Annotated in this window: 10 protein-coding genes; 3 read left to right on the top strand and 7 right to left on the bottom strand. The window is 75.4% G+C overall.

The window, feature by feature from the left end; genetic code table 11:
* Nucleotides 1-89 precede the first annotated feature (89 nt).
* From IHE55_RS00680 to IHE55_RS00655, 6 genes are all read right to left on the bottom strand, one after another.
* Nucleotides 90-1,748: a catalase gene (locus tag IHE55_RS00680; RefSeq protein WP_197987220.1), complete on the bottom strand. Its 1,659-nt coding sequence runs from the start codon at nucleotides 1,746-1,748 to the stop codon at nucleotides 90-92.
* 577 nt (nucleotides 1,749-2,325) lie between these two features.
* Complete coding sequence (locus IHE55_RS00675) at nucleotides 2,326-2,748, bottom strand: PRC-barrel domain-containing protein (protein ID WP_197987219.1); 423 nt, start codon at nucleotides 2,746-2,748, stop codon at nucleotides 2,326-2,328.
* Nucleotides 2,749-3,188: 440 nt separating this feature from the next.
* Complete coding sequence (locus tag IHE55_RS00670) at nucleotides 3,189-3,758, bottom strand: hypothetical protein (RefSeq protein ID WP_232265394.1); 570 nt, start codon at nucleotides 3,756-3,758, stop codon at nucleotides 3,189-3,191.
* Nucleotides 3,748-4,290, bottom strand: a complete 543-nt coding sequence (locus IHE55_RS00665) for a hypothetical protein (RefSeq protein WP_197987218.1) — start codon at nucleotides 4,288-4,290, stop codon at nucleotides 3,748-3,750. The genes IHE55_RS00670 and IHE55_RS00665 overlap by 11 nt, the downstream gene beginning before the upstream one ends.
* A gap of 363 nt (nucleotides 4,291-4,653) precedes the next feature.
* Nucleotides 4,654-5,136: a hypothetical protein gene (locus IHE55_RS00660; RefSeq protein ID WP_232265393.1), complete on the bottom strand. Its 483-nt coding sequence runs from the start codon at nucleotides 5,134-5,136 to the stop codon at nucleotides 4,654-4,656.
* A 10-nt stretch (nucleotides 5,137-5,146) separates the two neighbouring features.
* Entirely contained in the window at nucleotides 5,147-5,929 is a 783-nt protein-coding gene (locus IHE55_RS00655) for a nucleotidyl cyclase domain-containing protein (protein WP_197987217.1), read from the bottom strand.
* 305 nt (nucleotides 5,930-6,234) lie between these two features.
* Between IHE55_RS00655 and IHE55_RS00650 the strand changes: the two genes are divergently transcribed.
* From IHE55_RS00650 to IHE55_RS00640, 3 genes are all read left to right on the top strand, one after another.
* Nucleotides 6,235-7,023, top strand: coding sequence for a Crp/Fnr family transcriptional regulator (locus IHE55_RS00650; protein WP_197987216.1), 789 nt, complete (start codon nucleotides 6,235-6,237; stop codon nucleotides 7,021-7,023).
* Between the two features lie 374 nt (nucleotides 7,024-7,397).
* Nucleotides 7,398-10,100, top strand: a complete 2,703-nt coding sequence (locus IHE55_RS00645; RefSeq protein WP_197987215.1) for an ATP-binding protein — start codon at nucleotides 7,398-7,400, stop codon at nucleotides 10,098-10,100.
* A 49-nt stretch (nucleotides 10,101-10,149) separates the two neighbouring features.
* Complete coding sequence (locus IHE55_RS00640) at nucleotides 10,150-10,419, top strand: hypothetical protein (protein WP_197987214.1); 270 nt, start codon at nucleotides 10,150-10,152, stop codon at nucleotides 10,417-10,419.
* A 307-nt stretch (nucleotides 10,420-10,726) separates the two neighbouring features.
* Here the strand turns inward: IHE55_RS00640 and IHE55_RS00635 are convergent, their stop codons facing one another.
* Nucleotides 10,727-11,836 carry an amidohydrolase family protein gene (locus IHE55_RS00635; protein WP_197987213.1) on the bottom strand — a complete coding sequence of 370 codons (1,110 nt, stop codon included), beginning with the start codon at nucleotides 11,834-11,836 and terminating at the stop codon, nucleotides 10,727-10,729.
* Between the last annotated feature and the right edge of the window lie 277 nt (nucleotides 11,837-12,113).

The raw sequence follows: 12,113 nt of genomic DNA, 5'->3' as shown, positions 1-12,113 counted from the left end.
CGCCGCCGGCGGCCACCGACGTTCCGGCGCGGCGGTGCGCACCGGCCCCTCGGCCACCGGCCGGACCCGGTTCACGCACCGGGGACCGGTCACCGGGTCACGATGTGCCGCTCGTTGGGGACGCAGTGGGTCATGGTCAGGCCCTCGACGTCACGCGGCGGGTTCTTGCCGAGGTTGGCCAGCCGGTTGCGGTCCTCGTCGGTGAGGGTCTGGCCGGGCAGCGGCTGCAGGCCGGACACGTCCCCGGGGGTGATGCCGAGCCCTTCACCGACGCGGAGCCCGAGGTCGTTCTCGACCAGCAGGAAGTGCCACACCATGCGCTCCTGGATCGGCCGGTCGCACTGCGACAGCAGGTTGACGAAGTTCTTCACCAGGTCGTCCCGCTCCCACTCCTCCATCAGCAGGTAGCGCTGCCCGGCCTGCAGGTAGTCGTTGGTGCGCGGGATGCGCTTGCGGGTGAGCCGGCCGCGGATCTCCGGGCCCTGGTCGTCGTGGGTGGGGTACTGCGCCTCGCGCAGGCCTCCGGTGATCGACGGCTCGTAGTTGACGCTCGGGTTCTCGCCGGCGGCGTCCTGGTAGTACGTCATCAGGCCGTCGCGCTGGTTGGTGCGCACCTGCGCGTGCTTGGCCTGGTTGACCGGCAGCTGGAGGTAGTTGGGCCCCACCCGGTACCGCTGGGTGTCGCTGTACGAGAAGGTCCGGCCCACGAGCATCTTGTCGTCGGAGAAGTCCAGGCCGTCCACGAGCACCCCGGTGCCGAAGGAGATCTGCTCGTTCTCGGCGAAGTAGTTGTCCGGCATCCGGTTCAGCACCATCCGGCCGACCGGCCTGGGCGGGAACTCCTGCTCGGGCCACGTCTTGGTGTCGTCGAGCGGGTCGAAGTCCAGCTCCGGGTGGTCGTGGTCCTCCATCATCTGGACCAGCAGCTCCCACTCGGGGTGGTCGCCGCGCGCCACCGCTTCGTACAGGTCCTTGGTGGCGTGGCCGAGGGACTGCGCCTGGACGTTCGCCGCGTCCTCCTCGGTCATGCTGCGCACGCCCTGCTTGGGCATCCAGTGGTACTTCACCAGCCAGGTGTCACCCGACTGGTTCACCCACTTGTAGGTGTTCACGCCGAAGCCCTGCTGGTGGCGGTAGTCCGCCGGGATACCGCGCGGGCTGAAGAGGTTGACCAGCATGTGCATGCTCTCCGGCGTCTGCGACATGAAGTCGAAGATCCGCCGGGGCTGCTGTTCGAAGGTCACCGGGTCCGGCTTGAGGGCGTGGATGACGTCGGGGAACTTGACGGCGTCCCGGATGAAGAAGACCCCCAGGTTGTTCCCCACCAGGTCCCAGTTGCCGGCCTCGGTGTAGAACTTGACCGCGAAGCCGCGGGGGTCGCGCGCGGCCTCGGAGGAATCGCGCCCGCCGATGACGGTGGAGAAGCGGACGGCGACATCGGTGCGCTTGCCGCGCTCCTGGAACAGCTTGGCGCGGGTGTACCGGTCGATCGGCTCGTCGCCCCACGCGCCGTACGCCTCGAAGTAGCCGTAGGCGGTGACACCGCGGGCGTGGACGACCCGCTCGGGGATGCGTTCCCGGTCGAAGTGGCTGATCTTCTCCAGGAACGGATAGTTCTCCAGCGTGGAGGGGCCGCGGGCGCCGACCGTGCGCTGATTCTGGTTGTCGTAGATCGGGTGCCCCTGCCGGTTGGTGAGCACCTCGCGGTCGTCGCCGGGGGCCGGGCCCCGGGCCGATACGTCCGTCATCCTCAATGGCTCCTTCGGGCCGGGGCACCCGTCCCCGGGAGGGTGGGGCGACGCCCTTCGACCGGTTGCGTGAGCGGCCCGGGCGGCCGGCTCGGAGGTGTCGGCGACCCGCGGCGCTCGCCATCACGGCTGTCAGGTGTGACCGTCGCACGCCGTGGCGGCGCCCGCGACCGGGGCGCTCCGCCGGACGGAGCAGCGCGGTCCCGCCGCTGCCGCCGTCGCGCACCCGGCCGCCCCGCCGGCGTGGCCCGCGGCCGGCCACCGGCGTGCCGGGCCGTTCACCCCTTCGGGGGGAGGCGGACCGTGAGCCGCCTGCGGAGTTCCGGAGGCGCGTCGGCCGGTGCCGCCCGGCGCAGCCGCCGGGGCCGTGGAGCCGGGATGCCCTGCCCCCGGCGGGCGGGACGGCGGGGGCACAGCTGTATGCCCTCAACGATTCATGTCCCGCCCGGGGGAGTCCGGGAGCCGTTGCCCGCCCCGGGCCGCCGGGGCCGCCCGCCGGCGGCCCCGGCGGCCCCGGCGGCCCGGGGCGGCCCGGGAGCGTCCGGTGGTGGTACGCGGGACCGGCCCGGCCGCCGGATCAGGGGCGGAAGAGCGGAAACCCCGGATACATGTACCCCGGCGTCCAGAACGGCCCGTAGCCGTAGTGCCGGTACACGTCGTCGTAATAGCTGGTCGCGTCCGCCAGGTCCGGGTCGTAGGCCGGAGCGCCGGAAACGTGCTCGGCCGACTGGTCGATGTACACCCGGTCCTCCGTCACCCGGGTCACGGCGTCGACCGGGACGAAACTCGACTTCTCACCCAGGCCGAGGAATCCGCCGTGCCCGACCAGAAGGAAACGGACCTTGCTCTCCTTCTCGTCGATCAGCAGATCGTCGACGGTGCCCAGTTCCTCGCCCGCGGCGTCGCACACCTTCCGGCCGCGCACATCTTCCGCGACGGATGCCACGGTCCGGTGGGAATCGCTGAGCTTCGTGAGAACCGGGACGGTGTTCGTGGCCATATCAGCAGCCTCTCCTTCGTATGTGTGTCGTGTTCCGGTGCCTCGCACCCGTGCGGTACGGACGGTGACGCCGGCCGGTCGGGCCGGTGTGGTCCGCCGACGGGTCCGCGCCCGTGCCCGGTCCGCCGCCGTGGCTCCGCCGCCGGGGGCGGCCGGTGCGCCGTTTCCCGCGTGCCGGGAGGACGCGTGCCGCGTGCCGGGAGGGTTCCGGTCCGTCGGCGGGGTAAGGGTCGGCGCCGCCGGTGTGGTCCGGGCGGTTCAGGGACCGGCAGCGGCCGAAGCCCCGGACCTCTCCGAGGACAGGGCCCCGGGCGCGCCGGGTGCGGCTCCTGAGGTGAGAAGGGAAATGAAGGTGGTGCGGAGGCGTCGGCACGCCTCCGCACCACCGGCCCGCCGTCCCCGGGGGCATGGTGAGTGCCCCGCGGGGGGACCGTGCCGGTTCAGGTGCTGAGCAGCCGGTGGAAGAACGACCGGTAGTGCTGCAGCGCCAGGCGCAGGTCCTCGGTGGCCACGTCGCCGCCCTTCTGCCACTGTTCCTCCAGCCCCTGCTTGTGCCGGGCGAAGGTGGCGGCCAGGGTCTGCATGACCTCGGCGACCAGCGCGTCGGCGTCCCGTACCGCCGCCCGCGGGTCGTCCACGAAGTCGTTCTGGATCGTCGACCACCGGGTCCGCAGGTCCGCCGTGCGCCCCGGCCCCAGCAGCGGCTGGTCGTCGTCCTGGCCCCGCCCGCCCCCGGTGGCCGGCCCGTCGGTGCCCGCCGGTCCGTCGAACGGCGCCGTACCCGGGGTGCCGGACGGCGGGAACGCTCCCGCCCCTGAGGCATCCGGCCGGCCGGTGGCCTCACCGGGGAAGACGGGCGGACCGCTCCGCGGCCCCCGTTCGCCCTGCGGATTCCCCGCGGCCGCTTCCCGGTGCCGCGGGTGGGCGAGGTCGTCGGTGGTCAGGGCGTCATCGCCGGTCTTGGACATGTTCGCCTCCTGTTCGCCGCTTGGCGCGCTCTCAGCGCGCATGCGTGCTCTCGTCCTGCAGCAGGTCGCCGAAGAGCGCCCGGTAGTGCACCAGCGCGCCACGCAACTCCTCCGTGGTCGCCTCGCCGCGCCCGCGGCGCACGTTCACCTCGTGGGCGGCGCGGTAGTGCTCCAGCGTCCGGCCGTGCTCCACGGACAGATCCCGCACCTGCTGCTCATAGCCTTCGGTGGGATAGCCGCGCTCCCGCATGAGGGCGGTCACCAGCCGGTCGGCCTCCTCGACGGAATGCTCCGGGCTGTCGACGAACCGTTGCTGCACCCTCGACCAGTCCTGGGCGTAGCGCTCCCGCACCTCCGCGGGCAGCGGCTTGATGTCCAGCTTCGCGTGGCGCGCCTCGCGCCGGCTGAGGTCACGCTCGGCCGCCAGCCTGCTGTCCCGGGCTTCGACCGTCCGCGCGTACTCCGGTCCGAACCGGTCCTGCAAATGCTTCCGCCGACGCGCCGTCCGGAGCGCGTAGGCGACGATCAGTACAACGATGAGCGCGATGATGATCGCGACAAGGACCCCCGACATCGGGCCTCCCGTGGTGAGTGAATCCCTGCCGGGGCGCCTGCCCCCGCCGAAAACTCCCACACCTCACATTCCGGCGATCACCGGACGCGCCCACGTCCCGGGCCACCGCCGCCGCGTGGCCCGCGTGCCGCGACCGATGGCCGGGCGTCCCGGTCACCCGAGGGGCGGGAACTCGCCCCGCGGGCGTCGGGCCTCGGGCGGGGCCGGGGGCCGCGGGTCCGCCGCGTACGTCCCGGCCCGGAACGCCCAGGCCCGGCACGCCCGACGCGGCGGACGCACGCCACCGGCCGTCGTGACGCCGCTGGCCGGGGCACCCGGCCGGACCCGCCGGCCGGGTGCCCCGGTCGCCGCTCCGGCCCACTCCTACCGGGCCCGCGGCCCGTCCGGCCGAGGGCCGGTGGAGTCAGGAGGGCCGGCCGGGCCGCCCGGGCCGGCCGGGTGCGTGTGGAGGTCGCCGCCCTGAACGGCGAACACCGTCCCGAAGTCGCGGGCGGTGTTGGTCTGCCGGCCGGCGAAGGCCCGGCGGGCGTCGGGGAAGGCACCGTCGGCGGCCGCGGCCAACCGGGCCAGGCCTTCGCGGCAGGAGGGGTCCCTGCGCAGCAGGGCCACCAGTTCCAGCGCCCAGAAGCCGAACAGCGCCCGCCGGACCTCCTCGGGCGTCTCGGCCTCGGCGACCAGAGCGGCGTTGCCGTCCAGCTGGGCCTCGATCGCGGCCCGGCGGCTCCGGTCGGCGCGGCGGAAGAGCCCGAGCACCGCGTCCCGGGTGCTCTGCCACAGGTCCGTGGCCATGGCCGTGACCACGACCGCGGCGCCCGCCTCGGCCAGGAGGGTCAGCTCGTCGTTCATGAACGCTCCTTCACGGCTTCCCGGTGAGGTGGATGTTCTGCGTGCCGTTCTGGGTCGCGTAGACCACGCCGTGCCCCGATGCCTTGTTGATCATCTTCGCTGCAGCCGGGGCCGGGGCCGGGGCCGGGGCCGGAGCCGCAGCCAGGGGCAGGGTCGGGACGGGGGGCCCGCCCGTCCGCCTCCCGGGACCGACGGCTTCCGGCGGAACCGCCGTCGCTCCGGGCAGGTGGAGCCAGGCGCTTGCGGCGTACTCCTTCTCCGCGAGGGCGACCCGGTGGAAGGAGGCCGGGTCGATGCCGGGGTAGCCGTGGCTCACGGTCTCGTCGTGGAAGTGCTGCGAGACCAGGAGCGAGGCGGTCACCGTCTCCGGTGCCTCGGCCAGCGCGGTGCGGGCCACGGCCGCGTCCAGCAGCCGGGCGAGGACTTCGAGGGGCCGGCCGGTGACCTCGCCGGCCGGCCCCAGGCACACGTCCCCGGCGTGCAGCGCGATGCGGACCCGGATGCGGGTGGCCGGCCCCGCCAGACGGTTGTGGGCGCGGAGACGCGCGGTGAGCTCATGGACCAGGGGGTGGATCAGCTTCGTCTTCCGCGCGCCGGCCGGCGCGACCACCCGTACCCCGTCGCCCAGGTCGTCGCGCAGACACGCCTCCCACTCCAGCCCGGCGCACCCGAACGACTCCCGGAGCGCCTCCCACAGCACCTCGCGGATCCGCTGCAACGCGACATTGCCGCGCCCCGCCGAGCGCTCGATGTCCACGGCCAGCAGGGCCCGGTGTTCCACCTTCTGCTCCATCAGTCCTCCTCGGGCGGCGGACCCGCCGCCGTGTGTCCGCGGACGCCGGCACGGCACGGCACGGCACGCCGCGCCGCCCCCCCCCGGCCCGGCCGGGGTCCCGTCCGGGCCGTGCGCTGACCCCACTGTCCCCCGGTCCGGCGGTGGACATCCCGTCGTCGTACGGCATTCCGTCGTCGTACGGCACCGGGCCGTACGGCATCGGGCCCGCGGCCGGCGGCGTCCGGCGGGGTACCGGGCACGCGCCCAGGGCCCACACTGGGTCCCGGCGTTGCATCCCTGGCCTTGGTGAGGGTGGAAGACCCATGAACGACCCGGACACGAACCGAGCCGACCGAGCCGACCGAGACGGTCGGGAGGGCCGAGACGGTCGGGAGAGCCGACGCGACCGGCGTGACCGGCGCGCCCGCGACGAGCGCGTCTGGCCGCCGTCGAGCCTGCTGGGCGGTCTCGCCCCGGCCGAACGCGACCAACTCCTCGCCCTCGGCGCGCGGATGCCGTACGAGGCGGACCGCGTGCTCATCCGCGAATCGGACCGCACCGACCACGTGCTGGTCCTCCTCGACGGCGTCGTGAAGGTGACCGGGCGCACGCACGACGGCCGGGACGCCCTGCTGGCCGTCCGGATGGGCGGGGACCTGGTCGGCGAACTCGCCGCGGTGGACGGCGGCCCCCGGTCGGCGACGGTCACCACCTGCGGGCCCGTCACCGCCCGGACCGTCACCCGCGCCGACTTCCTCGGCTGCCTGCGACGAGAACCCCGGATCGCCCACGCGGTCAACGCCTCCGTCGTGACCAAACTGCGCGCCGCCAACACCCACCGCGTCGACTTCACCGGATGCGGGGCCGCCACCCGGCTGGCCCGGGTGCTGCACCACATCGCGATGACCTACGGCGAGCGCACCGGCGACGGGGCCGTGATCCGCTGGCCGATCACCCAGCCGGAACTGGCCACCCTGTCCGGCGCGGCGGAGCCCACCGTCCACAAGGCGCTGCGCGGCCTCCGCGAAGCGGGTGTGGTCGCGACCGGCTACCGGACCATCGCGGTGGTGGACCTCGCCCGGTTGAGCCGCATCGCCTTCGACCAGGAGTAGCCGCCCCGCCGCCCGGCCGCCGGGGCCCGCCGGCGGCAGGACCGATGCCCAGACCGCTGGAGGGACCGGCGGAGGGACGGGCGGAGACCGGCGGAGGGACGGGCGGAGCCACCGGCGGCGGGACCGTCCGAGGGGCCACCGGAGGGACCGGTGGAGGAATCGAGCAGAAACCGTCCTACGACGGTATCGCGGCCCACCGCCCTCGCTAGCGTGGGCCACGGGCCGACGGCCGACCGGGGCCGGCCGGACGGGACCGGCCGCCGTGCCGTCCCCGGGACCGGAGCCCCGACATCTCGGACCCCGCCCTCCGGTGGCGCGGCGGGGGTCGCCATGGGGGCGGTCGCGCTCCGCGCGACCGGAAAGGCGGTGCACTGATGGAACAGCCGGACGCAACCGGTGGCACGACGACCGGCCCGGGCCGGGACACCCGGAACGACCCGGCCCCGGCCGGCCGGGACCGGGACGCCCGGACGGCCGCCCCGGACACGCACGGCCCCCGGGCGGACGGCGCGGGGGCCGGGTACCACGTGGGCATCGGCGGCAGCGCGGCCGGCGCCGTGGTCGCGGGCCACCACAACGTGGTGGTCGACGCGCAGCACGGGTCCACCGTGAACCTCCTGGTGGAGCGCGAACGGCCCCGGCCGGTGCGCCGCGCCCGGGTCGAGCTGCTGCCACGGCGGCAGCACACCCCGCTGGGCCGGGAGGCCGAACTGGCGGCACTGGCCGACGCCGTCCGGGCCGGAGGCCCCGTGCAGGTGTGGGGACCGCCCGGCGTCGGCAAGAGCACCCTGCTGCGTCACGCCGCCCGGACCCTGGAACCCGGGCCGGACGGCGTGCTGTTCCTCGTCGCGCACCACCGGGAACCGGGGGACCTGGCCCAGGAGGTGTTCGAGGCGTGCTACGAAGCGGCCGGGTACGCCCCGTCGGCCAACGAACTCCGGCGGCTGATGGCCGGCATCCGGGTGACGGTCTACCTCGACAACGCCGAGCTGACCGAGGACGCGTTGCGGGAACTCATGGACGCCGCCCCCGGCGCGACGTTCGTCCTCTCCGGCCGGGAGAGGACCCTGCTGGGCGACGGCACGGCCCTGGAACTCGACGGACTCGACCGGGCCGCGGGCCTGCGGCTGCTCACCCGGGGACTCGCCCACCCGGCCCCCGGGAGCGAACACGTCGCCGCCGAACTGTGGAAAGCGGCGGCCGGCCGGCCGCTGCTGCTGCTGCGCGCGGCCGCCCTCGCCCGGCCCGACGCCTCGGGAAGAGCGGTGCTGCCCCGGCCCGGCACGATGGCCGACCTGCTGCCGCTGCTGCTCGACCAGCTCGACGCACAAGCCATGGGCGCGCTGCGTCTGCTGGCCACACTGCACGACGCGGAGCTGGACCCGGTGCACGTCGGCGCCCTGGCCGGCGCACCGGACCCGGCCGCCCTGTGCGGCCGACTGGTGGACCTCGGGCTGGCCCAGGCCACCGAGCACGGATTTCGCTGCGCGGCGGACGCGGCGCAGGCGCTGCGGGAACGCGATCCGGCGCCGTATCCCGTCGACCGGTTGTGCGAGCACCTCGCGCACTGGGCCGCACAGCCGTCGACGTCACCGGGCCAGGTCGCCGCGCACGCCCGGGCGCTGGAGCTCGCGGCCCAGCTGGCGGAGCGGGCGGGCCGGCCCGACCTCGCGGTCCGGGTCACCCGCGCCGCGTCACCCGCGCTGGCCCGTTCCCTGCGGTTCGGCGCGTGGGGCCGGGTCCTCGGACAGGGCCGCGTCGCCGCCCGGCAGGCGGGCGACCGGCGGGCCGCCGCCTACTTCACCCACGAGGAAGGCATCCGGAGCCTGCTGACCGGCCGGCGTGCCCTGTCCGGGATCCTGCTGGCCGAGGCCGCCGTGCTCTGGCGGCAGCTGGGTGACGGCCATGGTGCCGACGCCGCCGCGAGTGCCCAGCAGTACGTCCCGCCGCCGGCACCCGGCCAGGGTGAGGGGTGGTCCTCGCCCGGGACGCCCGGTGACGGTGGTCCCGTCCCGCCGGGGGACCCCACGGCGGCGCAGAACGGGGGCGTGCCCGGGGGAGACGGGGCGGCGGGACCCGCCGGGAACGGCACGGGAGGCGACCCCACGGCCGGACCGAGCACGACGACGCCGGGCGGGGACCCGACCGCCGGACACGGCACGGTGCCCTCCGGCGCCGACCCCGTCACCGGGCAGGGTCCGGTGACGCCGGGCTCGCACCCCACCCCCGGACAGGGCGCGGGCCCGCCCAGTGGTGACACCACGGCAGGGCAGTCCGGGAGCGCCCCGGGAGGCGGTCCCGCCGCCGGACCTGGCACGGGCACCCCCGGCGGCGACCCCGCCGCCGGACAGAGCACGGTCGCCCCCGGCGGTGATTCCGCCACCGGCCAGGGCGGGTGGGCCCCGGACGGCGGCCCGGGCGCGGACCCCGGCAACCTCGCCCACCACGGGGCGGACCCCTTCGGGGGCGTGCCGCAGGGTCCGCCCGGCCCCGACCCGCTGACCGGACTGTCCGGTCCACCGGGGCCGGTACCACCCGGCGCGGGTGAGGCGGCCGGCCTCGCCGGCGGCACGGCGGGAGGCGCCGCCCCGGCGGGGGCCGTGGCCGCGGGGGGTGCCACCGCCGCGGGCGCGTCCACCCTGGCCGTCACGGTGGTGCTGAAGGTCCTGGCGGTCGTCGCCGCCCTCGTCATCGCAGGGGTGGCCGTCCATGAGCGGCAGACGTCGGACGACCCGCCGGCGGCCACCGGTCTGGCCGGGGTGTGGCAGGACGCCCAGGGCGGCCAGTACCGCTTCACGGAGTCGGCCTCCGGCGGGTACACCGTGACCGGAGCGACGATCTGCGGCGAGACGGTCACCCTGGAGTTCACCGACGACGGCGGCAGCTACCGCTCCTCCGACGAGCCGCTGTACGACACCAGCGGCGGTTCCTGCACCCGCATCGGGCATCTCGACACGACGATCACGCTCGGCTCGGACGGCAACTCCGCCGAGTGGGAACGGGAGTTGCCGCCGGGATCGTCCGCGAGCGACTGCAGCACCAACTGCGGGACGGTCACCCTGACCCGGGTGTCCTGACCCCTCGCGCAGACCCGTCCCTCACCCGTCCCCACCCAGGAGGTTCCGCATGACGTCCCCCACAGGTGACCAGTACACCGTCAAGATCGGCGGCGACGCCTCCGGCCCCGTGGTGGTGGGCCGCGACAACCACGTCGAGGTCCACCAGGACCGGCCGGAGGCCGGGAGCGGGGGCACACCGTCCGAGGCACAGCCGCCCCCCGGCCCGACGACCCAGACCAACACCGCCAAGGACCACGCGAGCCTGTTCACCGTCATGAACGGTGAACTGCACGTCCACCACGGCGACGGCTCCACGCCCCCCGCGCCTCCGGCCTGAGCACTCCACCGCGGCCCCGAGCACTCGCTCCGGCATCAGGTCTCACCGTGGAGACCTGGCGCCGCCGCATGTCCCGGCCCGCCGCCCGGTCCCCGGGCGCGAGCCGGCTCAGAGGCGCCGGCGACCGGATCGCGGCGCGGCGGAGCGGGGGGCGGCGGGTGGGGTGTCGAGGACGCGGAGAACGAGCCCCGCGGCGGGCCCGGTGCCGAGCGAGGTCGCTGTGCGGGGCAACCGGACTCCGCGCCCCGCCGGCGGCGGCCACGGCGGCCCTGACCGGCTCCGGGCCGGGGACGGCCCGGTGGTGTCCTCACCCGGCGCGGGCGGTGCGGCCCAGGCCCGGCATGAGGCACAGTGCGTTGTCGCGGTTGATGCCTCGGCGCCGGCAGGGCGTGAAGGCGGGGTCGGTGTCGACGGCGGGCACCGTGATGCCGGTGATGATGTCGGCCGAGGCCGCCGGCCAGTCGGTGCCGAAGAGGATCCGGTCGGCCCCCGCGGTCGCCACGAGGGTGCCGGCCGGTGCCAGCGGGCCGGCCGTGTCGTAGTGGAAGCGGTGCAGATGGTCCCGCACCAGGGAGGGATCGAGGGGCGGGGTGCAGAAGCCGCCGAACGCCTCCAGCCGGGTGGCGATGTGCGGCAGGAACCCGCCGGCGTGCGGCAGGATCACCGACAGGCGCGGATAGCGGTCGAGGGTCCTGGTGCGGATCATGTTCACCGCGGCGCGTGTGGTGTCCAGCAGGAAGTCACACATGAAGTTGGGGATCCCCGGGACGGTGGGCACCCCGGGTGGTCCGCCCGGCAGGTCCAGCGGGTGCACGGCGAGCACCGTGGCACGGTCGTCGAGCTCGGCCAGGAGGCGCTCGTAGGAGGGATCACCGAGGTAGACGCCGTCGTAGCCGGCTTTGACACCGACACCGACCGCACCGAGGTCGTCGAGGGCGCGGCCGAGCGCCCACCCGGTGACGCCGGGATGGTCCGGCACGGCGGGGCCGAAGAAGGCGAACCGTCCCGGGTGATCGGCCATCAGGCGGCTCAGCGCCTCGAAGACGACGGTGAGGCCTTCCCGCGCCTGGGCCGCGGAGCGGTACCGGTCCTGCATGGTGGGGCTGAGGACGGCGGTCGCGATGCCGGCCCGGTCCATCAGCGCGAGGGTGGAGTCCAGGTCCCAGCGCGCCCACCACGGCAGTTCCCGCCGCCGCACCAGCCCCTCGCGCTCCGCCCAGTCCACCCACTCCGGAGCGGTGAAGTGGTGGTGGACATCGATCCTCGCCCGGCCGGCGTCGTCGCCCGGCGGGCTCGTCCGTGGCACAACCCTGCCGCCGCCGGCGGCGGCTTCGCCCGTGGCGGTGAGGGTGGCGGCCAGCGCACCGCCGGCCGCGAGCAGGCTGCGCCGGTTCACGGCCCGGTTCGACTCAGACATCCGCGTATCCCGTCCGTAGCGTCAAGCGTTGGCCCCGTGACCACAGTGGACGGGCGGCGGATCCGCCGCCACCGGGGTGGTCCCGGCGGGCCGGCCGTTCCCCCGGCAGGCGTCACCGCCCAGGCCCGGCCCCGTCCCCACCGCGACGGGGCGGCAGGGAACGGGACGGGCCGGCACCGCCGCGGTGGTGGCACCGGGGCCGCCACGCGAGCCCCGTGGCCCCCACGCGTGCGCCGGGCGCGGCCGGGGTGTCGGCGGATGTGGTCCTGGTCCGCCG

Origin of the sequence: Streptomyces pactum, assembly GCF_016031615.1 — a bacterium.
GTDB lineage: Bacteria > Actinomycetota > Actinomycetes > Streptomycetales > Streptomycetaceae > Streptomyces > Streptomyces pactus.
Note: the sequence above shows the minus strand (reverse complement) of the source record. Positions and strands in the feature narration are given on the sequence as shown.

Excerpts from the sequence above, each read along its gene's own strand:
- IHE55_RS00660 (WP_232265393.1), bottom strand. The coding sequence starts at position 5,136 with ATGAACGACGAGCTGACCCTCCTGGCCGAGGCGGGCGCCGCGGTCGTG.
- IHE55_RS00675 (WP_197987219.1), bottom strand. The coding sequence starts at position 2,748 with ATGGCCACGAACACCGTCCCGGTTCTCACGAAGCTCAGCGATTCCCAC.
- IHE55_RS00650 (WP_197987216.1), top strand. The coding sequence starts at position 6,235 with ATGAACGACCCGGACACGAACCGAGCCGACCGAGCCGACCGAGACGGT.
- IHE55_RS00665 (WP_197987218.1), bottom strand. The coding sequence starts at position 4,290 with ATGTCGGGGGTCCTTGTCGCGATCATCATCGCGCTCATCGTTGTACTG.
- IHE55_RS00645 (WP_197987215.1), top strand. The coding sequence starts at position 7,398 with ATGGAACAGCCGGACGCAACCGGTGGCACGACGACCGGCCCGGGCCGG.
- IHE55_RS00680 (WP_197987220.1), bottom strand. The coding sequence starts at position 1,748 with ATGACGGACGTATCGGCCCGGGGCCCGGCCCCCGGCGACGACCGCGAG.
- IHE55_RS00640 (WP_197987214.1), top strand. The coding sequence starts at position 10,150 with ATGACGTCCCCCACAGGTGACCAGTACACCGTCAAGATCGGCGGCGAC.
- IHE55_RS00635 (WP_197987213.1), bottom strand. The coding sequence starts at position 11,836 with ATGTCTGAGTCGAACCGGGCCGTGAACCGGCGCAGCCTGCTCGCGGCC.
- IHE55_RS00655 (WP_197987217.1), bottom strand. The coding sequence starts at position 5,929 with ATGGAGCAGAAGGTGGAACACCGGGCCCTGCTGGCCGTGGACATCGAG.
- IHE55_RS00670 (WP_232265394.1), bottom strand. The coding sequence starts at position 3,758 with ATGCGCGCTGAGAGCGCGCCAAGCGGCGAACAGGAGGCGAACATGTCC.